Origin of the sequence: Agromyces chromiiresistens (assembly GCF_029167465.1) — a bacterium.
In the GTDB taxonomy this organism is placed as follows: Bacteria; Actinomycetota; Actinomycetes; order Actinomycetales; family Microbacteriaceae; genus Agromyces; species Agromyces chromiiresistens.
Genome location: NZ_JARFNL010000004.1, coordinates 23,610 through 47,021, shown reverse-complemented (window position 1 = coordinate 47,021; position 23,412 = coordinate 23,610). Strand labels below are relative to the sequence as shown.

Annotated in this window: 25 protein-coding genes; 6 read left to right on the top strand and 19 right to left on the bottom strand. The window is 71.2% G+C overall.

What is annotated here, in order from left to right; genetic code table 11:
- Positions 1–27: 27 nt before the first annotated feature.
- The 9 genes from PX701_RS07730 to PX701_RS07690 all read right to left on the bottom strand — a co-directional run bounded on the left by PX701_RS07730 (position 28) and on the right by PX701_RS07690 (position 8,941).
- On the bottom strand, positions 28–1,284 hold the full coding sequence (locus PX701_RS07730) for a CehA/McbA family metallohydrolase (RefSeq protein ID WP_275505943.1): 1,257 nt from the start codon (positions 1,282–1,284) through the stop codon (positions 28–30).
- Positions 1,285–1,288: 4 nt separating this feature from the next.
- Positions 1,289–2,365, bottom strand: a complete 1,077-nt coding sequence (locus PX701_RS07725) for an ABC transporter ATP-binding protein (RefSeq protein WP_231429169.1) — start codon at positions 2,363–2,365, stop codon at positions 1,289–1,291.
- Positions 2,365–3,228, bottom strand: a complete 864-nt coding sequence (locus PX701_RS07720) for a carbohydrate ABC transporter permease (RefSeq protein ID WP_231429170.1) — start codon at positions 3,226–3,228, stop codon at positions 2,365–2,367. Before PX701_RS07720 ends, PX701_RS07725 begins: the two co-directional genes overlap by 1 nt.
- Positions 3,225–4,157, bottom strand: a complete 933-nt coding sequence (locus PX701_RS07715; protein WP_275505942.1) for a carbohydrate ABC transporter permease — start codon at positions 4,155–4,157, stop codon at positions 3,225–3,227. The genes PX701_RS07720 and PX701_RS07715 overlap by 4 nt, the downstream gene beginning before the upstream one ends.
- Complete coding sequence (locus PX701_RS07710) at positions 4,157–5,560, bottom strand: extracellular solute-binding protein (protein WP_275505941.1); 1,404 nt, start codon at positions 5,558–5,560, stop codon at positions 4,157–4,159. The genes PX701_RS07715 and PX701_RS07710 overlap by 1 nt, the downstream gene beginning before the upstream one ends.
- A gap of 96 nt (positions 5,561–5,656) precedes the next feature.
- A complete protein-coding gene (locus tag PX701_RS07705) occupies positions 5,657–6,871 on the bottom strand; it encodes a Gfo/Idh/MocA family protein (protein WP_275505940.1) in 1,215 nt (404 codons plus the stop codon).
- The gene (locus PX701_RS07700) at positions 6,868–7,782 is read right to left on the bottom strand and encodes a TIM barrel protein (protein ID WP_231429174.1); all 915 of its coding nucleotides are present in this window, start codon (positions 7,780–7,782) and stop codon (positions 6,868–6,870) included. Before PX701_RS07700 ends, PX701_RS07705 begins: the two co-directional genes overlap by 4 nt.
- 126 nt (positions 7,783–7,908) lie before the next feature.
- Positions 7,909–8,520 carry a DUF1349 domain-containing protein gene (locus tag PX701_RS07695; RefSeq protein WP_275505939.1) on the bottom strand — a complete coding sequence of 204 codons (612 nt, stop codon included), beginning with the start codon at positions 8,518–8,520 and terminating at the stop codon, positions 7,909–7,911.
- Between the two features lie 70 nt (positions 8,521–8,590).
- Positions 8,591–8,941 (bottom strand): ArsR/SmtB family transcription factor, encoded by a 351-nt coding sequence (locus PX701_RS07690; protein WP_231429176.1) that lies wholly within the window; start codon positions 8,939–8,941, stop codon positions 8,591–8,593.
- A gap of 97 nt (positions 8,942–9,038) precedes the next feature.
- Between PX701_RS07690 and PX701_RS07685 the strand changes: the two genes are divergently transcribed.
- Positions 9,039–10,349, top strand: a complete 1,311-nt coding sequence (locus PX701_RS07685; protein WP_275505938.1) for an FAD-dependent oxidoreductase — start codon at positions 9,039–9,041, stop codon at positions 10,347–10,349.
- An 8-nt stretch (positions 10,350–10,357) separates the two neighbouring features.
- Entirely contained in the window at positions 10,358–10,849 is a 492-nt protein-coding gene (locus PX701_RS07680) for a GNAT family N-acetyltransferase (protein WP_231432209.1), read from the top strand.
- Between the two features lie 34 nt (positions 10,850–10,883).
- Here PX701_RS07680 and PX701_RS07675 read toward each other — a convergent pair whose 3' ends face one another.
- From PX701_RS07675 to PX701_RS07660, 4 genes are all read right to left on the bottom strand, one after another.
- Positions 10,884–11,318, bottom strand: a complete 435-nt coding sequence (locus PX701_RS07675) for an arsenate reductase ArsC (RefSeq protein ID WP_231429178.1) — start codon at positions 11,316–11,318, stop codon at positions 10,884–10,886.
- An 89-nt stretch (positions 11,319–11,407) separates the two neighbouring features.
- Positions 11,408–12,295, bottom strand: a complete 888-nt coding sequence (locus tag PX701_RS07670) for a metalloregulator ArsR/SmtB family transcription factor (RefSeq protein ID WP_231429179.1) — start codon at positions 12,293–12,295, stop codon at positions 11,408–11,410.
- Between the two features lie 17 nt (positions 12,296–12,312).
- Positions 12,313–12,972, bottom strand: a complete 660-nt coding sequence (locus PX701_RS07665) for a cation efflux transmembrane domain-containing protein (RefSeq protein ID WP_231429180.1) — start codon at positions 12,970–12,972, stop codon at positions 12,313–12,315.
- A 16-nt stretch (positions 12,973–12,988) separates the two neighbouring features.
- Complete coding sequence (locus PX701_RS07660; RefSeq protein WP_231429181.1) at positions 12,989–13,657, bottom strand: hypothetical protein; 669 nt, start codon at positions 13,655–13,657, stop codon at positions 12,989–12,991.
- 110 nt (positions 13,658–13,767) lie between these two features.
- On the opposite strand from PX701_RS07660, the gene PX701_RS07655 reads away from it, so the two are divergent.
- Both PX701_RS07655 and PX701_RS07650 read left to right on the top strand, forming a co-directional pair.
- Positions 13,768–14,355 carry a GIY-YIG nuclease family protein gene (locus PX701_RS07655; protein WP_275505937.1) on the top strand — a complete coding sequence of 196 codons (588 nt, stop codon included), beginning with the start codon at positions 13,768–13,770 and terminating at the stop codon, positions 14,353–14,355.
- A 74-nt stretch (positions 14,356–14,429) separates the two neighbouring features.
- Complete coding sequence (locus PX701_RS07650; protein WP_275505936.1) at positions 14,430–15,275, top strand: LysM peptidoglycan-binding domain-containing protein; 846 nt, start codon at positions 14,430–14,432, stop codon at positions 15,273–15,275.
- Between the two features lie 13 nt (positions 15,276–15,288).
- Here PX701_RS07650 and PX701_RS07645 read toward each other — a convergent pair whose 3' ends face one another.
- Positions 15,289–15,528: a hypothetical protein gene (locus PX701_RS07645; protein WP_275505935.1), complete on the bottom strand. Its 240-nt coding sequence runs from the start codon at positions 15,526–15,528 to the stop codon at positions 15,289–15,291.
- Positions 15,529–15,576: 48 nt separating this feature from the next.
- On the opposite strand from PX701_RS07645, the gene PX701_RS07640 reads away from it, so the two are divergent.
- Positions 15,577–16,077: a MarR family winged helix-turn-helix transcriptional regulator gene (locus PX701_RS07640; protein ID WP_275505934.1), complete on the top strand. Its 501-nt coding sequence runs from the start codon at positions 15,577–15,579 to the stop codon at positions 16,075–16,077.
- 13 nt (positions 16,078–16,090) lie between these two features.
- On the opposite strand, the gene PX701_RS07635 is transcribed toward PX701_RS07640, so the two are convergent.
- The 4 genes from PX701_RS07635 to PX701_RS07620 all read right to left on the bottom strand — a co-directional run bounded on the left by PX701_RS07635 (position 16,091) and on the right by PX701_RS07620 (position 20,721).
- Positions 16,091–16,966 carry an NAD(P)-binding domain-containing protein gene (locus PX701_RS07635; RefSeq protein ID WP_338029112.1) on the bottom strand — a complete coding sequence of 292 codons (876 nt, stop codon included), beginning with the start codon at positions 16,964–16,966 and terminating at the stop codon, positions 16,091–16,093.
- 200 nt (positions 16,967–17,166) lie between these two features.
- On the bottom strand, positions 17,167–18,276 hold the full coding sequence (locus PX701_RS07630; RefSeq protein WP_231432210.1) for an alcohol dehydrogenase catalytic domain-containing protein: 1,110 nt from the start codon (positions 18,274–18,276) through the stop codon (positions 17,167–17,169).
- Between the two features lie 19 nt (positions 18,277–18,295).
- A complete protein-coding gene (locus PX701_RS07625) occupies positions 18,296–19,798 on the bottom strand; it encodes a CoA-acylating methylmalonate-semialdehyde dehydrogenase (protein WP_275505931.1) in 1,503 nt (500 codons plus the stop codon).
- A gap of 11 nt (positions 19,799–19,809) precedes the next feature.
- Complete coding sequence (locus PX701_RS07620) at positions 19,810–20,721, bottom strand: NAD(P)-dependent oxidoreductase (RefSeq protein ID WP_275505930.1); 912 nt, start codon at positions 20,719–20,721, stop codon at positions 19,810–19,812.
- A 151-nt stretch (positions 20,722–20,872) separates the two neighbouring features.
- On the opposite strand from PX701_RS07620, the gene PX701_RS07615 reads away from it, so the two are divergent.
- Positions 20,873–21,766: a LysR family transcriptional regulator gene (locus tag PX701_RS07615; RefSeq protein WP_275506771.1), complete on the top strand. Its 894-nt coding sequence runs from the start codon at positions 20,873–20,875 to the stop codon at positions 21,764–21,766.
- A gap of 250 nt (positions 21,767–22,016) precedes the next feature.
- Here PX701_RS07615 and PX701_RS07610 read toward each other — a convergent pair whose 3' ends face one another.
- Positions 22,017–23,321 carry an MFS transporter gene (locus PX701_RS07610; protein ID WP_420831069.1) on the bottom strand — a complete coding sequence of 435 codons (1,305 nt, stop codon included), beginning with the start codon at positions 23,319–23,321 and terminating at the stop codon, positions 22,017–22,019.
- Positions 23,322–23,412 lie beyond the last annotated feature (91 nt).

Sequence of the window (23,412 nt, the reverse complement as noted above, 5' to 3'; positions counted from 1 at the left end):
GCGGAGGTGAAGGAGAAGGAGTTGGGCTCAGGCGCAGAGCGCCATGATGCGGCGGTCGGCGAGCACCAGGTAGTGGGGCCCGTCAGCCGGGTCGGCCGCGAACGACTCCCGCGCGGCACGCACCGATCGCCGTCGGCCGAAACCGTCGACGAGCACGAGCCCCTCGGCGTCGACCGCGACGACCTCGTCGCCGAGACGCACGAGGGCGGGTGCGCGCATGAGCTCGGGCATGAGCACCGTGCCGTCGAAGCGACCGCTGCCCGTGATGGCGGTGCGACCGGCGCGCACCCCCTCGAGGATGGCCTCGGCCGAGGCATCCTCGGCGGCGACCCACGTGGTGGGGGTGCCGGGTCGTTGCGGCTCCTCGAGCATGTGCACGTCGCTGCCGCCGAGCAGGGTCGCGCCGGCGGGCCAGGTGCGGAACCAGGCGAACGGCGCCGTCGAGATGAGCTCGAGGAACCACGTCGCGTGCCACAGCTCGACCGCCGCGGGGCGGCGTTCGAGACGGTGCAGCCACGAGCAGTCGCCCGAGATCGGGTGGTTGATGCTCAGGATGCCTCCGCGCCGGTCGACCTCGTCGACCCAATGCTGCGCGGGTTCGCGGAAGTCGATCCAGCCGATCTCGCCGAACGCGTTCGCGTGGCCGCGATGGGTCGTGACCTCCTGGCCCGGCAGCAGCGTGATGCCGTGCTTCGCACCCTCGCCGGGCAGGTGGGCGTGGTGGCTCACGGTGTTGTGGTCGGTCACCGCCATGAAGTCGAGGCCGGATGCCACGCCGAGTGCCGCGAGCCCGCCGATCGGGAGTCGGCCGTCGGAGTGGATCGTGTGCCCGTGGAAGTCGCCGGCGAACCAGGTCAGTCCCGCCTCGGCCGGGAGCCCGCGATCGCTGCCGCGCACCTCGCGGGCGACCGGTGCGGCCTCGGGCACCGGTGGCACCGGTCGCGACGAGGGCATCGTGATCTCGACTTCGACCTCGACGCCCTGGAGCGGCACGCGGTGGAGACCGAGCACGACGTTCCACTCCCCCGGCTCGAGTTCGCCCGGAAGGTACCCGGGCGTGGCATCCGTCGCCGTGATGACGTACTCGGTGCGCGCGCCGCCCGACCAGCCGCGCCAGCCGCCGGCACCGGCGCAGCCGAGGTCGATGCCGGACTCGCTCGGGTCGAAGCGGATGACGACCTCGAGCGAGTCGGTGCCCGCGGGCACCTCGAACGGCACGTTCAGGTACCGATCGGCGTTCTGCACGTCGACCGTGACGGGGACGGTGCGGCGGATCGTCGTCACCGCGTCACCCGATGCGCTCGGTCGACTCGGCGTCGAAGAGCAGGGTCTTCGAACCGGTCGGCACGAGGTAGCCGCGGTCGCCCGGGGCGGGCTCGTGGTCTTCGGGCACGACGACCTGCAGCTTGTGGCCGTCGACGTGCACCGCGATGAGCACGCTCGCGCCGAGGTTCTCGACGACGCTCACCTCGGCCGCGATCGCGCCCGGCTCGTCGGCCGTGGTCCAACGCAGGTACTCGGGTCGCACGCCCCACACGACCGACTGGCCCTCGCGCACATGGTCCTCCGTGCCCGGGGGCAGGGTCGTCGACACGGCGTCGCCGATCGCGATCGCCCCGGCCGAGACGGTGGCCGGCACGAGGTTCATCGGGTTCGATCCGATGAAGCCCGCCACGAACGTGTTGTTCGGCCGCTGGAAGACCTCGCGCGGCGAGCCGATCTGCTGCAGCTTGCCCGCCTTCATCACCGCGATGCGGTCGGCGAGCGCGAGCGCCTCGGCCTGGTCGTGGGTCACGAACACCGTGGTCACGCCGAGGTCGCGCTGCAGCTCCTTGAGGAAGGTGCGCGCCTCGAGCCGCAGCCGCGCATCGAGGTTCGACAGCGGCTCGTCGAGCAGCAGCACGTCGGGCCGGGTGGCGACCGCCCGGGCGAGGGCCACGCGCTGCTGCTGGCCGCCAGAGAGCTGTCCGGGCCGGCGCTCGATGAGGCCCTGCAGGCTCAGGCCGTCGGCGACCTTCTCCGCCGTCGCACGGCGGTCGTCGCGCTTCACGCGCTTGATGCGCAGCGGGTAGGCGATGTTGTCCGCGACATCCATGTGCGGGAACAGGGCGTAGTCCTGGAAGACCATCGCGACGCCGCGGGCGCCGGGCTCGGCGTCGGTCACGTCGCGGTCGCCGATCACGAGCTGCCCCGACGAGATCGCCTCGAGGCCCGCGATCGAGCGCAGCAGGGTGGTCTTGCCGCAGCCCGAGGGGCCGAGCAGGGCGAAGAACTCGCCGTCGTTGATCTCGACGTCGACCTCGTCGACGCCGCGCACCCCGCCGGGGTACTCCTTGACGAGTCGGGTGGCGTTGATGCCGGCCATCAGGACTTGATACCTCCATGGAAGCGGAAACCGTAGCGACGGTTCACGACGAAGTAGATGATGAGGACGGGAGCGGAGAACAGCAGGGCGAAGGCCGAGATGAGCCGGAGGTCGGCCTGTCCGCTCTCGGTGTAGAAGGTGTACATGAGCACGGCGGCCGGCTGCAGGTCGGGGCTGCGCAGCAGGATGAACGGCACCAGGAAGTTGCCCCACACCTGCACGATCGTCCAGATCGCGATGAACGCGAGGCCCGGCCGCGCGATCGGCACGACGACGTCGCGGAGGATGCGGAAGGGACCTGCGCCGTAGAGCCGGGCCGACTCCTCGTACGACTTCGGGATCGAATCCATGAAGTCCTTGAGGATGAAGATGACGGTGGGCAGGATGCCGCCGGCCAGCACGAGCAGCACGCCCGTGTAGGTGTTGATGAGCCCCAGCGAGGTGATGATCTGGAACGTCGGCACCATCGCGGCCGTGCCGGTCACGATCGACGAGAGCAGCAGCAGCCCGTAGAGGATGCCGTCGCGCCCCGGGATGCGGATGCGACTCATCGCGTAGGCGGCGAGCGCGCCGAGCACGACGACGATGATCATCGTGCCCACGCCGAGCAGCAGCGAGTTGCCGATCGAACGCATGGCGTACGGGTTCTGGAAGAGGCGCGCGAAGTTGTCGAGCGTCCAGTCGGGCCACTCGAGCGAGAGCGTCGGGGTCGCGTCGAACGGCGCGAGCACGAGCCACACGAGCGGCAGCGCGAACAGCAGGCCGACGATCGTCAGCACGAGGCCGAAGGCGACGCGGGCGAGGTAGTGCCGCACGGTCGTGTTCGACGCGACCTTGCGCACGGTTTCGGTGCTGCCGGTCATCCCTTCTTCCTTCCTCTCGACACGCGGATGTAGGCGAGCGCGATGACGAGGTTGATGAGCAGCATGATGAGCGAGATCGCGGCGCCGAGGCCGAGCTGGCCGCCGGGGATCGCCGTCTCGTAGATGTACACCGAGAGGATCTCGGTCTTGCCGTTCGGGCCGCCGGCCGTGACGAGGTAGGGCGTGAAGGTGTTGAACGTCCACAGCGTGATGAGCAGCGTGTTCGTGAGGATGTGACCCTTGATGTTCGGGATGATCACGTCGCGCAGCTGCTGCCATCCCGAGGCGCCGACCATCTTCGCGCTCTCGATCTGCGACGGTGGCACGGCGCTCAGCGCCGACGAGAACAGCTGCATCGAGAAGGCGGTGCCCACCCAGATGTTGAAGAGGATGATCGCCTCCATCGGATGCTCGATCAGCCACGCGTAGCCGTCGGTGCCGAGGAGTCCGTTGAGGGTGCCCGAGCGCCGGTCCATGAGCACGAGCCAGAGGAACGAGGCGACGGAGGCCGGGATCACCCAGGCGGCGAGCACGAGGCCCTCGATGAGGGCCTTCACCCAGCCGTGGATGTTGCGGACCGACCATGCGAGCGCGAAGCCGATGAGGGTCTGGCCCACGATGCCCGAGGCGACCACGAAGACGAGGGTCAGCCACAGCGAGTTCCAGAACGACGGGTCGGTGAGCGCCTCGACGTAGTTGTCGAGGCCGACGAACTCGGGCGACGCGGCCTGCAGGCCGGTCAGCCGGTAGTCGGTCATGCCGAGCCAGATGGTCCAGACCGCCGGGAACAGCAGGAACAGCCCGATGAGGATGAGGGCGGGGGCGACGAAGATGCCGGCGCGGGCCGTGCCGAGGCCCGCGACGTCGTCGGCCCGCCGACGGCGGGGAGCCGTGAGGCTCCCCGCCGGGGTGGTGGTGCTCGCCGTCATCAGTCACCCGAGACCGCGTCGTCGCCGACGATGTCCTTGAGCGAGTCGACGTAGGTCGCCAGGGCGTCGTCGACGCTCGTGCCCGACACCACGTCGAGGCTTGCCTGCTGCATCGCGGTCGAGACCTGCGGGTACGCCGCGAGCGGCGGCCGGTACGCGGTGATCGGCAGCACCTCTTCGCTCACGTAGGTCAGCATCGGGTCTTCGGAGAGGATCTCGTCATTGACGTCGGTGCGCGGCGTGATCGAGATCGTGCCCTCGTTGCGGGCCTCGTAGGCCTCCTTCGAGTTCATGAAGGCGAGCAGGTCCCACGCGAGCTCGGGGTGGTCGCTGTTGGGGTTGAGCACACGACCCGTGCCGCCCGACATCGACACGAAGTCCTGGTCGTCGATGCCCGAACCGGGCTCCATCGCGGGGATCTTGGTGTAGCCGACGACGTCGTCGCGGTTCGCCATCGGCGCGGTGCCGACGCCCTCTTCGGGATTGATGACGCTGCGCCAGAAGTAGTCGCCCTCGAGCAGGATGCCGATCTGGTTCGCGGCGAACATCTGGAACGAGGTGTCGCGGCCGGACGCCTCCTGCTGCAGCACGGCGTCGCCGAGGCCCTCGTCGACGTAGATCGTCTTGTAGAGGTCGAGCACGTCGCGCATGCCGTCGGTGTCGCCGACCCACTTGTCGTCCTCGTAGACCTGCTCGCCGGTGCCGACGAGCATCGGCAGCATGCCCTGCATGGTCGTCGCCTCGCCCATCGCCGTGCCGGCGTTGAGCTGGATCGGGGTCACGCCGTCGAGCTTCTTGAGCGCCTTGCCGGCCTCGATCACGTCGTCCCAGCTCTCGGGCTGCCAGTCCGCCGGCAGGCCCGCCTGCTCGAACAGGTCCTTGTTGTAGTAGAGCACGCGGCCGTCGGCGCCCTGCGGCACGCCGTAGCGGTCGCCGTCGAACGAGACGGCGTTCTGCACGGCCTCGGGGATCTGGTCCCAGCCCTCCCAGCCGTCGACGGCGTCGCCGCCGACGTCGCTGAGCGGCTTGATGTAGCCGGCCTCGGCGAACTCGCCGACCCAGATGCCGTCCATGCCGATGATGTCGGCGCCCTCGCCCGACTGCAGGTCGAGCGCGATCTTGGTCTTGTAGTTCTCGTCGTCGACGCCCTGGGGCTCGAACTCGACGGTGACGTCCTTGCCCTCCTCCTTCATGGCGTCCTCGAACTGGGGGATCACCCAGTCGGTGACCCAGTCGGCCTCGGCAGCGTTCTTGCCGCCGGTGATGGCGTTCGCCGTGATCGTGAGGGTGACGGGACCGTTCTCGTCATCGTTCGAGTCACCGGAGCATCCGGTGAACACGAGTGCGCCGGCTGCGGCGAGTGCGATCGCCGCGACGGTCTTGCGCCTTGCGTGGTGGATCATCTTCGACCTCTCTCTGGTTCGCGGCCGGCAGGGTGACCGGCGCGCGGGTGGTGCTGCGGGTTCGGGTCTTGCATGTCCCGAGCGCGAGGCTCGGGGTTACGAGGCGGATGCCTCGGTGCCGGCGCCGATCGGCGTGCCGGCGGAATCGGCGAGGGCGCGGAGCATCCGCTGGCCCACGACGATGTCGGCGGCGCCCTCGTCGACCGAGGGGCCCGGTGCCGGACGACCTGCGACGAGCGCCGCGAAGGCGCGGAGCTCGTGCTCGAACGCCTCCTCCTGCATCCACCGCGTCTCGGAGCGCCGGGCGCCGAGGCGGTCGGCGTTCTCGACGACGGTGAGCACGGTGGGCACGTTGAGCACGTACGGCACCGCGAAGACGAGCGAGATGCTGCCCTCCTCGTGGTGGAACGTGACCGTCTCGCGGTACTCGGGGTAGCGCGGGATGAAGTGCCAGTCGACCGACCAGGGCACGTCGGCGTGCTCGGCGAGGGTGCCGCCCAGGCTCAGCGATCCCGGGAACCCGCCCGTGTGACGGGCCCGGTCGACCGCCCCGATGCCGCCCACGAGGTACCGCAGCAGGCCGATGTCGTGCACGATCGAGCCGAGCACGACGTTCGTGTAGAGCTTCGGCAGGTCGCCCGCCACCTCGCCGATCGCGGTCCCGACCGAGGCATCCGTCGCGGCTGTGAGGGCCGCGAGCAGGTCGGCGGGCACGTCGGCGGGCGGAGCCTGCAGGTTCGCGAACGCGAGCTGGGCCCCGTCGGCCGGATGCAGCACCTCGACCGTGACCGCGCGCAGCTCGACGCTCTGCAGCAGGGCCTTCACCTCGGCCGAGGCCGGGTCGTGCTCCTTCATGTAGCCGACCCGCACCCAGTCGGCGAGGTCGACGCCGCGCTCGGCGGCGAGGGCGCGGAGCGACTCGACCTCGGCGAGCGAGAACGCGAGGGGCTTCTCCGCGAGCACGCGGATGCCGGCGCCGACGAGCTTCGCGACGTCGGGCGCGTGCGAGCCGGAGGTCGCGAGCACGGCGCCGTCGACGGCGACCTCGCCCGCGACGACGGCGTCGATGAGCGCGTCGATCGAGTCGAACGCGGCGACGCCCGTGCCGGATGCCTCGGCCATGCCCCGCGCGCGCGACGGTGAGAGATCGACGACGGCGGTGAGGGCGATGCGGTCGGCGTTGCGCCGGATGAGCGGGAGGTGCACGCTCTGGCTGATGGCGCCGAGGCCGATGACGGCGAGGTTCACGCGCTCGTGGGTCGCGGCATCCGCCTGCTCGCTCGTGCGGTCGGGGGCGTCGAAGCCGGTCATGCGAACCACCGCCGCAGGCGCTCGCGGTTGGCCGCTTGATCCGTTCGGGCGCGGTCGACGTCGGCCGCGCTCTGCAGGATGACGTCCTGCTCGACGACGAGCCAGCCGGCGTAGCCCGAGTCGACGATCTGGTCGACGATGCGGTCGACCTCGAGGTCGCCGTCGCCGAGGGCCACGAACACACGGCGCTGCCAGACGTCGCGCATCGGGTCGTCGGAGCCGGCGGCCGAGGCGAGCACCGAGCGATCGGCGTCCTTGAGGTGCACGTGGTTGATGCGGTCCGCCCAGCGCGAGAAGTCGGCGACGGGGTCGCCGCCGCCGATGAGCAGGTGGCCGGTGTCGAAGGTCAGGTCGATGTCGGTGTCGGCGAGCAACCGTTCGATCTCGTGCGGAGTCTCGACGTACGTGCACGCGTGGTGGTGGAACGTCGGTTCGAGGCCGGCGGCGCGGGTCGCATCGGCGGCGCGCTGCACGCGGGCGGCGAACCGGGCCCACCGGTCGTCGTCGAGCTCGAGCTCGGGGGCGCCGCCCGGGCGGGCCTTGCGCTCGGCGGAGCCGGAGTCGGCGATCGTGGGCTTCGGCGCGAGCGCGCCGGCGGGCGCTGCGGCAGCGGCGGCGGCGAACAGGTCGAGCACGTGCGCGAGCCCCGCGAAGGATGCCTCGAACTCGTCGTCATCGGCGGCGAAGGGCAGGTCGACCCATCCGCCTGCGAGGGCCAGGCCGTGTCGGCCGAGCAGGGCGGGCAGCGTCTCGCGGTCGCCGAAGAGGCCGACGGGGCCGAGATCGATGCCGTCGTACCCCGCCTCGGCGACCCAGCCGGCGAGTTGCTCACCGTCGGGCAGCGGAACGAGATCGGGAATGGACAGTTCGAAGACGCCGTAGCTGACGGGGGCGTTCGCTGTTCGGATCAACCGAGGTTCCTCTCAACCGCGGAGACGCACCTGCGCTGTCTCCGCGGTCAAGGGTACTAGGTTCTGACATATTCACAACATGACAGACAAAGTCTGTGGATCGTCCGCATCCGAGCCCGACTCCGATCACTCCCCCGGCGGATCGGCGTGCAACTCGACATCCGCCGGCGCCAACGCCCAGCGCGGGAAGCGCACTTCGAGACCGGCCCGCAGCGGCGCGCACAGCATCGGCCCAGCCTGCGCGTCGCCGGCGGTGAACGGCGCGACCCGCAACGTGCGCCAGGGCCCGCCGTCGGCTCGCGCCCGAAGCGTGACGGCGTCACCGGTTTCGCCGCCAAGGCTCGCGCGGATGGTCACGAGGCGTCCCGCCCATTCGGGCACGGGCGCGAGCGACCAGTCGGACACCCCGTTCGTGACGACCGCCCCGAGGTGCAGCACTCCGTCGCTCACTTCGATGCCCGCCTTCACCCACTGGGCCTCGTTGGCGAAGAGCAGCAGCCCGGCCTGGTCGTAGAGCCCCGTGAGCGACGACGTGTCGAAGTCGACCTCCACGGCGGTGTCGGCGGGCCACTCGGCGAGCAGTCCGTGACCGTCGTCGTGCACGAACCCGTAGTGGGTCGTCCGCCAGTAGTCGCTGCCTTCGAGCGCCTGCGCGACGAGCGCGCCGTCTTCGACGCGAGTCGACGCCGGCTCCCTCGTCCAGTGCCCCTCGCTCCACGTCACCGTTCGCCCGATCATGCGCCCACGCTACCCGTGCCCCGTGTCCCGGGCGACGTGCGGCCGGGGCCCGGCCGCCCCGGCCGAGCGATCAGGCGTCGAGCAGTGGCGCAGCGGCGGCCTCGAGCGCTCCCGGCACGAGCCGGTAGTACGCCCACGTGCCGCGCTTCGAGCGGGAGAGGAACCCGGCCTCGGTGAGGATCTTGAGGTGGTGCGAGACCGTCGGCTGGCTCAGTCCGACGGGTTCGATGAGGTCGCAGACGCACGCCTCCTGCCCCGCCGAGGCGGCGACGATCGAGACGAGCCGCAGCCGCACCGGGTCAGCGAGCGCCTTCAGCCGGCGTGCGAACCGCTCGGCCTCGTCGGCGGTGATCGTCTCGCGCACGAGCGGCGCGCAGCATGCCTCGGTACTGACATCGCGGACCTCGAGCATCGTGACCATGCATCGATACTACTCGATATTGACAACCATCGATATATCGCGGCATCCTGATATCGAAGTTCATCGATATCAGGAGGATGCAGTGACGCTGCTCGACTTGACCACCCGACCCGTGACGAACGACCGGCTGTCCACACTGCCCGTCGTGATCATCGGTGCCGGCCCGATCGGCCTCGCCGCTGCGGCGAACCTGGTGGAGCGCGGTATCGACTTCGTCGTGCTCGAGGCGGGTGACGACATCGCCGACAGCGTGCGCGCCTGGGGTCACACGCGGCTGTTCTCGCCGTGGAAGCACCTGGTCGACCCGGCGTCGCGCCGCCTCCTCGAGGCCGAGGGCTGGGCGCTGCCGGCCCTCGAGCGCGCGCCTGCGGGCAGAGAGCTCGTCGACGCGTACCTCCTGCCGCTGAGCCGCCTCGAACCGATCGCGTCGCGCATCCGCACCGGTGCCGAGGTGCTCGCGGTCAGCCGCGAGGGAATGGACCGCACGCGCACCGCGAACCGGTCGGCCACGCCGTTCCTCGTCCGACTCCGCACGGTCACCGGGGTGGAGGAACTGACCGCCCGCGCGGTCATCGACGCCTCGGGCACGTATCGTTCGCCGAACTCGTTGAACTCGAGCGGGCTCGACCTGCTCGGCTTCGACGAGATCGCCGATCGCGTGCAGCCGGCCCTGCCCGACGTGCTCGGCCGCGACCGCGACGCGTTCGCGGGGCGGCACACCACCGTCGTCGGCGCCGGGCACTCGGCGGCCAACACGCTCCTCGCGCTCGTCCAGCTCGCACGCGAGGTGCCGGGCACCGAGGTGAGCTGGCTGATCCGCAACGCCAAGGCCGTGCGCGTCTCGTCGTCGGCCGATGACGAGCTCGCCGACCGCGCCAAGCTCGGCGGCCGCGTCGATGCCGCGGTCCGCCGCGGAGACATCCGGCTCGTCGACGGATTCGAGATCCTCCGCGCCCGTCGCGCCGGCGACGGCGCCGAGCTCGTCGGACAGCACGGCGGCGAGCTCGCCGTGCACGCGACCGACGTGGTGGTGAACGCGACCGGCTTCCGGCCGAACCTCGACCTGCTGCGCGAGATCCGCCTCGAGCTCGACGAGATCGTCGAGGCCCCCAAGCGCCTCGCGCCGCTCATCGACCCGAACGTCCACTCGTGCGGCACGGTCGAGCCGCACGGCTTCGCCGAGCTCACCCACCCCGAGCACGGGTTCTTCATCGTCGGCATGAAGTCGTACGGCCGCGCCCCCACCTTCCTGCTGGCCACCGGCTACGAGCAGGTGCGGTCGGTCACGGCGTGGCTCGCGGGCGACCTCGCCTCGGCGTCCAACGTCGAACTCGTGCTGCCGGCGACGGGCGTGTGCTCGACCGACCTCGGCGGCTCGTCGAGCTGCTGCTCGGGCCCGACGTGCTGATCCGCCCGATGCGCGCCGCGGACTGGCCCATGGTCGGGGAGATCTTCGACCAGGGCATCCGCGGCGGTGAGGCCACGTTCGAAACGACGGCGCCGAGCTGGGAGGCGTTCGACGCCGGCAAGATCGCCTCGCCGCGCCTGGTCGCCGAAGTCGACGGCCTCGTGCTCGGGTGGGCGGCCGCGTCGCCGGTGTCGGGCCGCCCGGTCTACCGCGGCGTCATCGAGCACTCGGTCTACGTGCACGAGGATGCGCGCGGCAGAGGCATGGGCCGCGCACTCCTCGCCGCGTTCGTCTCCGCGGCCGACGAGTCCGGGTTCTGGACGATTCAGTCGAGCATCTTCCCTGAGAACATCGCGAGCCTCCGGCTACATGAGCAGGCGGGATTCCGCGTCGTCGGTCGACGTGAGCGCATCGCTCGCTCGACGCTCGGCCCGCACGCCGGGCACTGGCGCGACACCGTCCTCATCGAGCGCCGCTCGACCCGGAACGGCGTCGGCTGACGCTTCGATGCGCGCAGCACGTCGTGCGGGTGGTTCAGTCCGAGTTCGCCGGTCGCGCGTCGGCACGCTGCGGCAGCAGCTCGGCGAGCAGCGCCTCGACGCGGCCGCGGATCTCGTCGCGGATCGGGCGGACCGCGTCGATGCCCTGGCCGGCCGGGTCGTCGAGCTTCCAGTCCTCATAGCGCTTGCCCGGGAAGATCGGGCAGGCGTCGCCGCACCCCATCGTGATCACCACGTCCGAGTCGCGGACCGCCTCGGTGGTCAGCACCTTCGGCACGTTGCTCGCGATGTCGATGCCCTGTTCGGCCATCGCCTCGACCGCGACCGGATTGATCCGGTCCTTCGGCTCCGATCCCGCGGAAAGCACCTCGACGCGGTCGCCGCCCAGTTCGCGCAGATACCCGGCGGCCATCTGCGACCGGCCCGCGTTGTGCACGCAGACGAACAGGACGGTGGGCTTCTCGGACATCGCAGATCCTCTCCTCGGGCTCGAGCACTTCAACCATAGACCATCATCTATGGATGAGGGGACGCCGTGCCCGCCAATTCAGCCGTTGTTCACGCGGCAGACCGCCCCAGGGACGCGATGAGCTCGCGCACGCGCCGATCGATGTCGTCGCGAATCGCGCGCACCTCGGCGAGTGGTCGCCCAACCGGATCGTCGAGCTCCCAGTCGAGATACCGGGTGCCGGGGTAGACGGGGCAGGCGTCGCCGCAGCCCATGGTGATCACCACGTCGGCCGCACGCACCACCTCGTCGGTCAGCGGCTTCGGGAACTCGCCGCCGAGCGGCACCCCGATCTCCTCCAACGCTGCGGCGATCGTCGGCGCCACGGTCGCCGCAGGCTCGGAACCTGCCGTTCGCACCTGCACGCGGTCGCCGGCGAGCCGGCGAAGCAGTGCCGCCGCCATCTGCGAACGCCCCGCGTTCTGCACGCACACGAACAGCACGGCCGGCGCTCCGCCGGGGTCCCGGTCTCGCGCCGCGACCGCGGCCAGCCGCTGCTCCGAGAACTCGGCCGTGCGCGATGCCAACCGCGCACCGCCACCCACCCGGGCGAGCAGCAGGCGGCTCTCGTCGACGAAGCGTTCGACGGTCTCCCGGTTGAACGTTCCGGCGAACCGGACGGACAGGTCGTCGACGATCCGCGCGAAGACGGGATCATCGGGCTCGGCGCCGGATTCCGACCCGAGCAGCTCGAGCACGCGATCGAGGTGCTCCGGCGCGATCGAGTACCAGACCCGGCGGCCCTCGGGACGGCGCTCGAGCACGCCCGCCTCCGTCAGCACCTTCGCGTGATGGGTGATCGTGGGCTGTCTCAGGCCGAGCCGTTCGGCCATCCGCGTCACGGTCTCGCGCCCATCGGGCTGATCGAGGATGAGCTGCAGCATCCCAGCACGGGTCGGGTCGGAGACCGTGGCCGAGAGCTGGTGGGCTGGACTCATAGACAAGAGTCTATGCCTCACGCGTCGTGTTCGTCGGCCCCCTCGAGCAGCATGCCGACCGGCGTCGCGCACGTGTCGCCACGCCATGCCTCGAGGCCCTCGCGCACCGCGAAGACGACGATCACGAGCGCCGCCACCGAGTCGGCCCACGCCCAGCCGAACAGCGAGTTGAGCAGCAGGCCGAGCAGCGTGGCGGCCGAGAGATAGGTGCAGATGAGCGTCTGCTTGCTGTCGGCGACGGCGGTCGCCGAGCCGAGTTCGCGCCCGGTGCGGCGCTCGGCGAGCGACAGGAACGGCATGACGACCACGCTCAGCGCGGTGATCGCGATGCCGAGCGCCGAATGCTCGGCCTCGGGCAGCACCCCGACGAGGCTGAGCACCGCGTTCACCCCGACGTAGGCGGCGAGCGCGAAGAAGGCGAACGCGATCACCCGCAGGGTGGGCTGCTCGTACTTCTCGGGTTCGCGGCGCGTGAACTGCCAGGCGACCGCCGCCGCCGAGAGCACCTCGACGAGCGAGTCGAGCCCGAATCCGAGCAGGGCCACCGAGGATGACGCGGCACCGGCCGCGATCGAGACCGCCGCCTCGACGAGGTTGTACCCGATGGTGATCGCGACGATCCAGCGGATGCGCCGATGGAGCACCGCCCGGCGATCGTCGCTCAGTGTCGCGCTCATGCGGATGCCTCGCCCATCAGCCGACGTACCCCCGGAAGGGATCGGCCTCCTCGCCGCGGCGCTCGCGCTCGGACTCGGCCTCGCGCAGGTCGCGCTCGAGATCGCCCAGCAGGTCGCGAAGGCGGTCGTCGCGCTCGGCCTCGTAGGTCTCGTCGACCTCGATCTCGGGCCAGCCGCTGCCCCACTCCCGGGCGAGCCGCGCGTCGATCGCCCCGGCGACGTCGTCCCAGGCCTCGTTGCGAGCGCGTTCGGCGAAGGACGCGAGGTACTCGGGATCACCCCGTCGCGTCCACAGCTCTTTCGCGATCGCCGCGTAGACCTGTTCGCGGCGTCGGAGGTTCGCGGCGTCGGCGCGGCGGTAATCGTGCTCGTTCGACGCGCGACCCTCGCGCTTGGCGGCGACGCTGCGGTCGTCGGCGGTGCGCTCGGCGACCTCGTCGGCCTCCTGCACGAGCTCGTAGAGCACCTCGCGGGCGGCGGCCGCGGCGCGGTCGTTGTCGAAGGGCTCGTCGCCGCGCAGGGCGTGCATCACGAAGCGGTTGCGCAGGGCCATCCGACCTGCGGCCTCGGCGACGAGCAGGCCCTCGGCGAGCATCTCGTCGAACGTGGGAGGAACCACCTCGGGCAGGGCGCTGCGGTCGAACGGCTTGAACCGCTTCGCTCGCCTCCTGCGCCAGAACGCCATGCTTCACGCCCCTCGAACACCGATGTCCGACGCCACTCGACGTCGGAGAACGAGCCTATCGCGGGCGGGTGACGGGCGGTCGTGTCGGCGGCCGGTCGTACCGTTGCCGCATGGTTGAGAGGGATGCCTCGGCCGCGCGCTGCTCGATCGTCGAGGCCGACGGCGTGCACTGCTCGCGGCCCGTCGCTGCCGGCACGCCGATCGCGCTCTGCGCGGGGCACCTGCTCGTCGCCTACGACTGGGTCGCGCGTGAGGTCGGCGAGCTCGACCTGCTGCCGGGGCCGTGCCCGGCGTGCGGGGCCCGGGTCGGAGTGCACTACCCCTCCGGCTGGATCTGCGCCGACTGCGAATGGCGCTACGGCGAGCTGCCCGATCGAGCGCTCGGCGACGACCCCGTCGAGGTCGTCTACTACCTGCGCTATCGCGACCGGGTGAAGATCGGCACCTCGGCGAACCCGCGGCAGCGCGTCGCGAGCCTGCCGCACGACGAGGTGGTCGCGTTCGAACGCGGCGGCCGGCGACTCGAACGGCGTCGGCACGAGCAGTTCGCGCGGTACCGCGGTGCCGGCACCGAGTGGTTCGACGTGCACGACGCGCTGCTCGAGCACATCGCCGGGCTCGCCGTCGGTGTCGACGACCCCTGGGCGCAGTACGACCGCTGGGTGAGTCGGCATCTCGCCCGGCCGCGGCTCGACTGAGCAGACCGGCGGCGACTTCTCCACAACCCGCGCATTCGGCCCGACGGGCGGGCTCACGTCGCTAGTCTTCGACGATGGATCGAGTGACGGTGCGCCGAGCGCTGCGTTCGGCGGCGACGGCTGCGGCGCTCGCGTTCGTGCTGACCGGCTGCATCCCCGCCGCCGGAGACACACGACCCGTCACCTCGGCTCCACCGACCGATGCGGCCGCGGCGTTCGGCGACGCCGAGCATGAACCCGACGCCGAAGCCGCGCCGCAGAGCATCGCCGGCCTGGCGCCGGGCACCGTCCTCGCGACCGGAGAGTTCCACGACCGCGGTACGAGCGGCGCGATCGAGCTCCGGGCGAACGGCACACCCAGCGGGTTCGAGGTCGTGCTCACCGGCATCTCGCCGGCGCCGACCGCCGGCATGACGCTGGAGCTGAACTCCGAGCCGTCGACCGCCACCAGGGAGGTGCTGAAGGAGGGCTTCAGCTACTACCGCTACGACCCGCTCGCGACGACGGCCGACCAGGCCTTCCGCGTACCGACCCCGGGCACGGGCGGGTTCGTGACGAACGACCCGAGCTACCTGCGCACGGCGGTGCTCTGGGCACCGGCGGCCGGAGCGGAGCGGGGATTCGACGAGGTCGTCGCGACCGCCCCGCTCACCTGGAACCTTCCCGACTTGAACCCCGGCCTGCGGGTGGTCGACCACGGGGCTGCAGAGGGCGCGACCGGAGAGGCGGTCCTCGACGACGGCGGCACGCCGCTCCGCTACCGCATCGCGGCCGGCGACACGTCGATCGGAGTGACCGCCAGGTTCGGCGTCACGGTCGACGATCTCAGGTGGTTGAACCCCGATCGCGCAGGCTCGAAGCTCCTCCTCGCGGATCGCTGGCTCAACCTCTCCCGCGAGGACCGCGGCCTTCGAGGTTGAGGCGGGTGCGCGGCTATGCCGCAGGCACCGGGCAGTGCAGCTGCGTGCGCTCGCCCGAGCGGTCGATCTCGTGCGCCGACATCGCGGCACCGCAGAGCGGGCAGGCCGGCGGAGTCGCCGGCTTCGGTTCCTCGTCGTACGGACCGAGCGGCGGCGGGCCGATGTACGGCAGCAGCTTCGCGTTGAGGCGGTCGATGAATCCGGCGTAGCCGCGCTGCACTCCTGGCTCGACCGGTCGCTTCCTTCGTGTCACAATCATTAGTGTACTAACTATTTGTCCCCACGTCATACTGGAAGCCTGATGACCGAGCAGACCGCAGCCGCACGAACGGCGATCGCCGAGACATCCGCCCCCGAAGACGGCGACGGCGCAGTCGACCTGCTCGCCCTCGAGAACCAGGTGTGCTTCGCCCTCGCGGTCGCCGCGCGCGGTGTGATCGGCGTGTACCGGCCGATCCTCGAGCCGCTCGGGCTCACCCACCCGCAGTACCTCGTGATGCTCGCGCTCTGGCAGCGCAATCCGCGCACGGTGCGCGACCTCGGCGAGGCGCTCCAGCTCGAGCCGGCGACGCTGTCGCCCCTGCTGAAGCGCCTCGAGGCGCAGGGCTACCTCACCCGAGCACGCAACCCGCACGACGAGCGCGCCCTCGACGTCGCCCTCACCGAGAGCGGGCGCGCACTGCGCGAGCGGGCGCTGTCGATCCCGCCCCAGGTCGTCGACCGGCTCGGCATGAGCCTCGACGAGCTCGGCGCGCTGCGCGACCGGCTCACCGAGGTGATCGCGGCGGTGCAGCGAGGCTGACGCGGCGCAGGCGTCAGGCAGCCGGCGGGGTGAACCCCGGCACGCCGCCGTCGGCGGTCGCGAACTTCGCGATGAGGCTGCAGTCCTTGCCGCCGAAGCCCTCGTCGATGAGGCGCTCGAACTGCTCGAGCGCAACCCGCGAGGCAGGCATCGGCAGGCCGGCCGTCGTGCCGGCGTCGACCGCGAACGACAGGTCCTTCTCGGCGAGCGCGGTCGTGAACGTCGCGTCGTAGTTGCGATTCGCCGGACTCGTCTCGACCACGCCGGGTGCCGGGTACCAGAGCCGTAGCGGCCACGACTCCCCCGACGAGACCGACGCGACCTCGAAGAACCTCTTCGGGTCGAGCCCGAGCGAGTCGGCGAGCGCCGCCCCCTCGGCGACGCCGAGCAACGACACGAACAGCATCAGGTTGTTGGCGAGCTTCGCAGCGATGCCGAGCGTCGGCCCGCCGAGTTCGAAGACATGGCCCGCCATCGGCTCGACGAGCTCGCGGGCGTCGGCGGTGGCATCCGCGTCACCGCCGAGCATGAACGTGAGGCTGCCCGCGGCGGCCCCCGCGATTCCGCCCGAGACCGGCGAATCGACGAAACGGAACCCGCGCCGTGCCGACTCCTCGTGGCACCAGCGCGACGTCTCGACGTCGACCGTCGACGTGTCGAGCAGCAGCACCCCGGCGGGTGCCGTCGCCCACACCCCGCCGTCGCCCGCGTAGACCTCGCGCACGTGTTCACTGCGCGGCAGGCTCGTGAAGACCGCGTCGGCGCCCGCGACCGCCTCGGCGACCGAGTCGACCACTGCGACCCCCCGCGACGCCGCGGCCTCCCGCGCCTCCGACATCGGGTCGACGCCGCGCACGGCGTGACCCGCCGCGACGAGATTCGCCGACATGGGTCCACCCATGTGTCCCAGTCCGATCCAGGCGATGTTCGCCATGGGCCTGCCCTCCCGACCTCGTCGACGTGAAGCGCTCTCCGTCCCCACGATACGCCGAGGCCGCGCGCGTTGCGGAGCGACGGAGGAGCGTCGCGAGTCGGTCGATCGCGCCGGTCTCGAGACGCCGCCGCGCGCCCCCGCGACCGGGGAGACGCTCAGAACCGGATGACCTGCCGGATCGCCCGCCCCTCCGCGAGGGTGTCCATCGCCGCGTTCACGTCGTCGAGCTCGACGGTCGACGAGATGAGCGCCTCGACGGGCAGCCGGCCCTGCCGCCAGAGTTCGGCATAGCGCGGGATGTCCCGCGACGGGATCGCCGACCCCAGGTACGACCCGATGATCGTGCGCGCCTCGGCCGTCACGGTCAGCGGCGCGATCTGCGAGACGGCCGATGCGGGCGGCAGCCCCACGGTGACCGTTCGTCCGCCGGGTGCGGTCAGCGCGAACGCCGTCTCGAATGCGCGCGGATGGCCCGCCGCCTCCACGACGAGCGGAGCCCGCAGCCCTGCGGCCACCGCCTCGTCGGGCGTGTACGCCGCGTCGGCGCCGAGCTCGAGCGCCCGCTCGAGCTTGTCGTCGACGCCGTCGACGCCGATGACCCGGCCGTAGCCGAGCGACGCCGCCGTGATGAGCGCGGCCATGCCGACGCCGCCGAGCCCGACCACGACGATGTCGTCGCCCTCGCGCGCGGCACCCGCGTTGAGCACGGCTCCGCCCCCGGTGAGCACGGCGCACCCGAGCACGGCCGCGACCTCGGGCGGCACATCGTGCCCGACGACCACCGCCGAGCGCCGGTCGACGACCGCGTGCGTCGCGAACCCCGAGACCCCGAGATGGTGGCGCACGGGCTCGCCGTCGCGGTGGAGGCGCACGTCGCCGTCGAAGAGCGTGCCCGCCGTGTTCGCGGCGGTGCCCGGAGTGCACGGCAGGGCGCCGCCGGCGAGGCATCCCTCGCACTCACCGCAGCGAGGCAGGAAGGCCATCACCACCCGGTCACCCACCGAGAAGCCGGCCGCGGATGCCTCGGCGCCGAGCTCCTCGACGATGCCGGCGGCCTCGTGGCCGAGCAGCATCGGCACCGGGCGCGGGCGATTGCCGTCGACGACCGAGAGATCCGAGTGGCAGATGCCCGCCGCCTCGATGCGCACGAGCAGCTCGTCGGGACCGGGGCGTTCGAGCTCGAGCTCGCCGATCGTGATCGGCCGCGACTCGGCGAAGGGCCGGGAACGCCCGAGCTCCTCGAGCACGGCCCCGCGGATGCGGATCGACATCGCCGCGGCCCCGTCAGTGCGTCGGGAAGCCGAGGTCGATCTGCGACTCGCTCGGCTCGGGCCAGCGCGTCGTCACGACCTTGCGTCGCGTGTAGAAGTTGAAGCTCTCCGGGCCGTACATGTGGGTGTCGCCGAAGAGCGAGTCCTTCCAGCCGCCGAACGAGAACGCGCCGACGGGCACCGGAATGGGCACGTTGACGCCCACCATCCCGACCTCGATGTCGAATTCGAAGCTGCGCGCGGTCTTGCCGTCGCGGGTGAACACGGCGACGCCGTTGGCGAAGCGGCTCGCGTTGATGAGCGCGACCGCCGCGTCGTAGTCGTCGACCCGCACGACCGAGAGCACCGGCCCGAAGATCTCCTCGTCGTAGACGCGCATGCCGGGCTCGACCCGGTCGACGAGCGAGGCGCCGATGAAGAAGCCGTCGCCCTCGAAGCGGTGGTCGCGGCCGTCGACCACGACGTTCGCGCCCTCGGCCGCGGCGCCCTCGACGAAGCCGGCGACGCGGTCGCGCGCCTCGCGCGTGATCAGGGGACCCATCTCCGAGGCGGGATCGGTGCCGTCGCCGACGACGAGCCGGGACATCCGCTGGGTGATCTTCTCGATCAGCGGGTCGGCGACCTGCCCGACCACGACGAGCACCGAGACGGCCATGCACCGCTCGCCCGCCGAGCCGTACGCGGCCGAGATCGCCGCGTCGGCGGCCGCGTCGAGGTCGGCGTCGGGCATGACGACCATGTGGTTCTTCGCTCCGCCGAGGGCCTGCACCCGCTTGCCCTGCTCGGCGGCGCGCGTGTAGATGTACTTGGCGATCGGGGTCGAGCCGACGAACGAGATCGCCTTCACGTCGGGGTGGTCGAGCAGCGCGTCGACCGCGACCTTGTCGCCGTGCACGACGTTGAGCACGCCGTCGGGCAGCCCCGCCTCGCGGAACGCCTCGGCGAGCCAGACCGCCGCCGAGGGGTCGCGCTCGCTCGGCTTCAGGATGACGGCGTTGCCCGCCGCGATCGCGGTGGTGACCATCCACAGCGGCACCATCGCCGGGAAGTTGAACGGCGTGATGCAGGCCACGACGCCGAGCGGCTGGCGCACCTGGTGCACGTCGACGCCGCGCGCGACCTGCTCGGCGTAGTCGCCCTTGAGGTGGTGCATGAGGCCGGCGCAGAACTCGACGTTCTCGAGCCCGCGCGCGACCTCGCCGAGGGCGTCGTCGACGGTCTTGCCGTGCTCGGCGGTGATGATGCGCGCGAGCTCGCCGCTGCGCGCCTCGATGACCTCGCGCAGCTTGAACATGACGTGCGAGCGCTTGGCGAGTCCGGTCGCGCGCCACGTCTTCTGGGCGAGGGATGCCGCGGCCACCGCCTCGGCGACGCGGGCGTCGTCGGCGAGCACGACCTCGGCGGTCTGCTCGCCGGTCGCCGGGTTGAAGACGGGGCTGCGACGGGCGTCGTCGTCGATGCGGCCGCCCGCGATGACGTGCGGGATGGTCCGCACGGCGGTGAGGGTGTCGGTCATGGGCGTTCCTTTCAGGCGGTGTAGCCCGCGACGGCGCCGTCGGCGCGCACGAGCTTGGCGATGAGGCTGCAGTCCTTGCCGCCGAGGCCGTCGGCGATGAGCTCCTCGAACTGCTCGCGCGCGAGCCGCGCGGCGGGAAGGTTCAGGCCTGCGGCCTCCCCGGCGCCGAGCGCGAGCGAGACGTCCTTGAGGGCGAGGGTCGTCGCGAAGGTCGCGTCGAAGTTGCGGTTCGCGGCGGCCGAGTCGACGATCCCCGGCACCGGGTACCAGGTGCGCAGCGCCCACGAGTCGGCCGACGAGACCCGGGCGATGTCCCAGAACGTACGGGGGTCGATGCCGAGGCTCGACGCGAGCTGCGAGCCCTCGGCCGCGGCGACGAGCGAGATGAAGAGCATCATGTTGTTCGCGAGCTTCGCGGCGATGCCCTGGGTCGGGCCGCCGACGGCGAAGACGTTGGCGGCCATGGGCCGGACGAAGTCGGCGGCGTCCGCGACATCCGCCTCGCCGCCGCCCAGCATGAACGTGAGGGTGCCGGCCGCGGCACCCGAGATGCCGCCCGAGACCGGTGCGTCGACGAATCGGAACCCGCGCTCGGCGGAGCCGTCGTGGCACCAGCGCGAGGTCTCGATGTCGACGGTCGAGCTGTCGAGCAGCAGGGCGGTCCGCGGCGCGTTGGCCCAGACCCCGCCGTCGCCCTCGTACACGGCGCGCACGTGGTCGCCCTTCGGCAGCATCGTGAAGACGGCGTCGGCGTCCGCCACCGCTTCGGCGACGGAGCTCGCGACGCGCGCGCCGCGCCCGGCGGCCGCCCGGCTCGCCCGCTCGTCGAGGTCGAAGCCGACGACCTCGTGCCCCGCTTCGATGAGCCGGCCGGTCATCGGACCGCCCATGTTGCCCAGTCCGATCCATGCGATCGTCGCCATCGTGTCCTCCTCGACTTCGGCGTGTGCGGCGGCGCCTCCCCCAAGGCGCCGCGCTGAATCACCATATGGTCGCGATGAATGCACATTCAACGGGCGAGAACCGCGAATATTGCACTCGCGCTGTGCATTCATGCACGATGTGTGGGTGACGATGACGACGCACGACCCCAACCCCGAATGGCTCATGACCTTTCTGGCCGTCGCCCGGCTCGGCCGGTACACCGCGGCCGCCCAAGTGCTGGGGGTCAACCACTCGACGGTGTCGCGGCGCATCGCCGCGCTCGAGTCGGCGATGGGCGGGCACGTGCTCATCCGGGCCGCGGGCGGGTGGGCGACGACGCCGCTGGGCCAGCGCGCGATGGCGGTCGCCGAGCGCATCGAGCTCGAGATGCGCTCGCTCGTCGAGGTCGACCAGCCGGGGCTCGCGGGGCTCGTGCGCATCGCGGCGCCCGACGCCTTCACCGCGCTCTACGCCGTGCCCGCGCTCGCGCCGCTGCAGGCCGCGAACCCCGGGCTGTCGTTCGAGCTGCTGAGCGCGACGCAGCGCGTGCGGCAGAACCGCTCGGGCGTCGACATCGAGGTCGCCGTGGGCCGGCCCGACGTCCGCAAGGCGCTCGCGACACCCGTGCTCGAGTACTCGCTCGCGCTCTTCGCGAGCGAGGCGTACCTCGCGGAGCACGGTGAGCCGCGCACGATCGCCGAGATGTCGGGGCACCGCCTCAACTACTACATCGAGTCGGCGCTGCAGATCGACGAACTCGACCTGGCCGTCGACGAACTGCCGCCGACGCTGCCGAGCATGCGCTCGACCGGGGTGTTCGCGCACCTCGCGGCGACCGTCGCCGGTGCGGGCGTCGGGCTCATGCCCGACTTCCTCGCGGCGCGCGAGCCGAGCCTCGTGCGGGTGCTCGCCGACGAGTACGACCACCCGATCGCGTACTGGGCGGTCACCCGCGAGGAGAGCCTGCGCAACCCGGCGGTGGCAGCGGCCTTCCGCGCGCTCGTCGAGCACCGGCCGGATTGGCGGGCCGTCGCCGCGAGCTGAGCGGCCACGACCCGGCGGCGGCGCCCGCCGCGGCTCTCGCTCCGCCGCTCCACGGCGCAGATCGCGCGCACCCGGCGCAGCCGGGGCGGACTTCATCGGGGGCGACTCCATTCGTGCCCCGCGCGGCAGCCCGCGAACGACGGCTCTGCCGGTTCCGCCTCATCGATGAGGTGGAACCGGCAGAGCTCGGATCGGAACAGCGGTCGTGCACCAAGGACTCGCCGACTGCGTCGGGCGGGGCCCGGCCGTCCTACGCGGTGGTCCTCACCGCTGCCTCCTCCGCGACCCGTGCGCGGTCGGCGTCGTCGATCGATCGCAGCGAGATGCCGTTCGTCTCGCGCATCGCGACGACCGCGATGAGCGTGACACCGGCGGCGAGCGCGAGGTAGATCGCGACCGGCACCCACGAGCCGAAGCTCGACAGCAGCATCGTCGCGATGATCGGGGCGACCGATCCGGCGATGATCGACGTGACCTGGTAGCCGAGCGAGACGCCCGAGTAGCGCATGCGGGTCGGGAACATCTCCGCCATGATCGCCGGCTGGCTCGCGTACATGAGGGCGTGGATGATGAGGCCGACGATCAGGATGCCGACGATCAGCCAGTCGTTCTTCGTGTCGAAGAGCGGGAAAGCGACGAAGCCCCACACCGCACCGAGGATCGCGCCGGCCGCGTACACCGGCTTGCGGCCCAGCTTGTCGCTGAAGCGGCCGACCACCGGGATGATGCAGAAGTGCACGACGTGCGCGAACAGGATGAGCGTGAGGATCGTCGACGTGTCCATCTGCAGGTGCGCCGACATGTACGTGATCGAGAAGGTCACCACGAGGTAGTACATGATGTTCTCGCCGAAGCGCAGGCCCATCGCGGTGAAGACGCCGCGCGGGTAGCGCTTGAGCACCTCGATGACGCCGTAGTTCGTCTTCTTCGCGGCTTCGACCTCCTTCTGCGCCTCGATGAAGATCGGCGCATCGGTGACCTTCGTGCGGATGTAGTAGCCGACGGCGACGATGACGACCGACAGCCAGAAGCCGACGCGCCAGCCCCAGCTGAGGAACTGCGCCTCGGTGAGCGTGCGCGAGAGGATCAGCAGCACCACGGTGGCGAGCAGGTTGCCCGCGGGCACCGCGGCCTGCGGCCAGCTCGCCCAGAAGCCGCGCTGCTTGTCGGGCGAGTGCTCTGCGACGAGCAGCACGGCGCCGCCCCACTCGCCGCCGACCGCGAAGCCCTGGAAGAAGCGCAGGATGATGAGCATGATGGGCGCCGCATAGCCGACCTGGTCGAACGTCGGCAGGCAGCCCATGAGGAACGTCGTGACGCCGACCAGGATGATCGCGAGCTGCAGCAGCTTCTTGCGCCCGTACTTGTCGCCGAAGTGGCCGAACACGATGCCGCCGAGCGGGCGGGCGACGAAGCCGACGGCGTAGGTGAGGAACGCCTTGATGATGTTGTCGAGCGGGTTGTCACTCGGCGGGAAGAAGATGACGTTGAAGACGAGGGTCGCGGCGGTGGCGTAGAGGAAGAACTCGTACCACTCGACGATGGTGCCGGCCATCGAAGCGGCGACGACCTTTCGCAGTCCGGTGGGGACGGACGAGCCGGGGGGATTCGGGGACGTGCGGGGCGTCGAAGCGTCGACAGCCATA

What these genes read in the sequence shown, in the direction of transcription:
- PX701_RS07690 (WP_231429176.1), bottom strand. Translation starts at nt 8,941, where the DNA reads ATGGTCACGATGCTCGAGGTCCGCGATGTCAGTACCGAGGCATGCTGC.
- PX701_RS07715 (WP_275505942.1), bottom strand. Translation starts at nt 4,157, where the DNA reads ATGACGGCGAGCACCACCACCCCGGCGGGGAGCCTCACGGCTCCCCGC.
- PX701_RS07610 (WP_420831069.1), bottom strand. Translation starts at nt 23,321, where the DNA reads ATGGCCGGCACCATCGTCGAGTGGTACGAGTTCTTCCTCTACGCCACC.
- PX701_RS07655 (WP_275505937.1), top strand. Translation starts at nt 13,768, where the DNA reads ATGGTTGAGAGGGATGCCTCGGCCGCGCGCTGCTCGATCGTCGAGGCC.
- PX701_RS07635 (WP_338029112.1), bottom strand. Translation starts at nt 16,966, where the DNA reads ATGTCGGCGAATCTCGTCGCGGCGGGTCACGCCGTGCGCGGCGTCGAC.
- PX701_RS07660 (WP_231429181.1), bottom strand. Translation starts at nt 13,657, where the DNA reads ATGGCGTTCTGGCGCAGGAGGCGAGCGAAGCGGTTCAAGCCGTTCGAC.
- PX701_RS07695 (WP_275505939.1), bottom strand. Translation starts at nt 8,520, where the DNA reads ATGATCGGGCGAACGGTGACGTGGAGCGAGGGGCACTGGACGAGGGAG.
- PX701_RS07675 (WP_231429178.1), bottom strand. Translation starts at nt 11,318, where the DNA reads ATGTCCGAGAAGCCCACCGTCCTGTTCGTCTGCGTGCACAACGCGGGC.
- PX701_RS07665 (WP_231429180.1), bottom strand. Translation starts at nt 12,972, where the DNA reads ATGAGCGCGACACTGAGCGACGATCGCCGGGCGGTGCTCCATCGGCGC.
- PX701_RS07615 (WP_275506771.1), top strand. Translation starts at nt 20,873, where the DNA reads ATGACGACGCACGACCCCAACCCCGAATGGCTCATGACCTTTCTGGCC.
- PX701_RS07625 (WP_275505931.1), bottom strand. Translation starts at nt 19,798, where the DNA reads ATGACCGACACCCTCACCGCCGTGCGGACCATCCCGCACGTCATCGCG.
- PX701_RS07650 (WP_275505936.1), top strand. Translation starts at nt 14,430, where the DNA reads ATGGATCGAGTGACGGTGCGCCGAGCGCTGCGTTCGGCGGCGACGGCT.
- PX701_RS07670 (WP_231429179.1), bottom strand. Translation starts at nt 12,295, where the DNA reads ATGAGTCCAGCCCACCAGCTCTCGGCCACGGTCTCCGACCCGACCCGT.
- PX701_RS07620 (WP_275505930.1), bottom strand. Translation starts at nt 20,721, where the DNA reads ATGGCGACGATCGCATGGATCGGACTGGGCAACATGGGCGGTCCGATG.
- PX701_RS07725 (WP_231429169.1), bottom strand. Translation starts at nt 2,365, where the DNA reads ATGGCCGGCATCAACGCCACCCGACTCGTCAAGGAGTACCCCGGCGGG.
- PX701_RS07680 (WP_231432209.1), top strand. Translation starts at nt 10,358, where the DNA reads ATGCGCGCCGCGGACTGGCCCATGGTCGGGGAGATCTTCGACCAGGGC.
- PX701_RS07640 (WP_275505934.1), top strand. Translation starts at nt 15,577, where the DNA reads ATGACCGAGCAGACCGCAGCCGCACGAACGGCGATCGCCGAGACATCC.
- PX701_RS07705 (WP_275505940.1), bottom strand. Translation starts at nt 6,871, where the DNA reads ATGACCGGCTTCGACGCCCCCGACCGCACGAGCGAGCAGGCGGATGCC.
- PX701_RS07710 (WP_275505941.1), bottom strand. Translation starts at nt 5,560, where the DNA reads ATGATCCACCACGCAAGGCGCAAGACCGTCGCGGCGATCGCACTCGCC.
- PX701_RS07720 (WP_231429170.1), bottom strand. Translation starts at nt 3,228, where the DNA reads ATGACCGGCAGCACCGAAACCGTGCGCAAGGTCGCGTCGAACACGACC.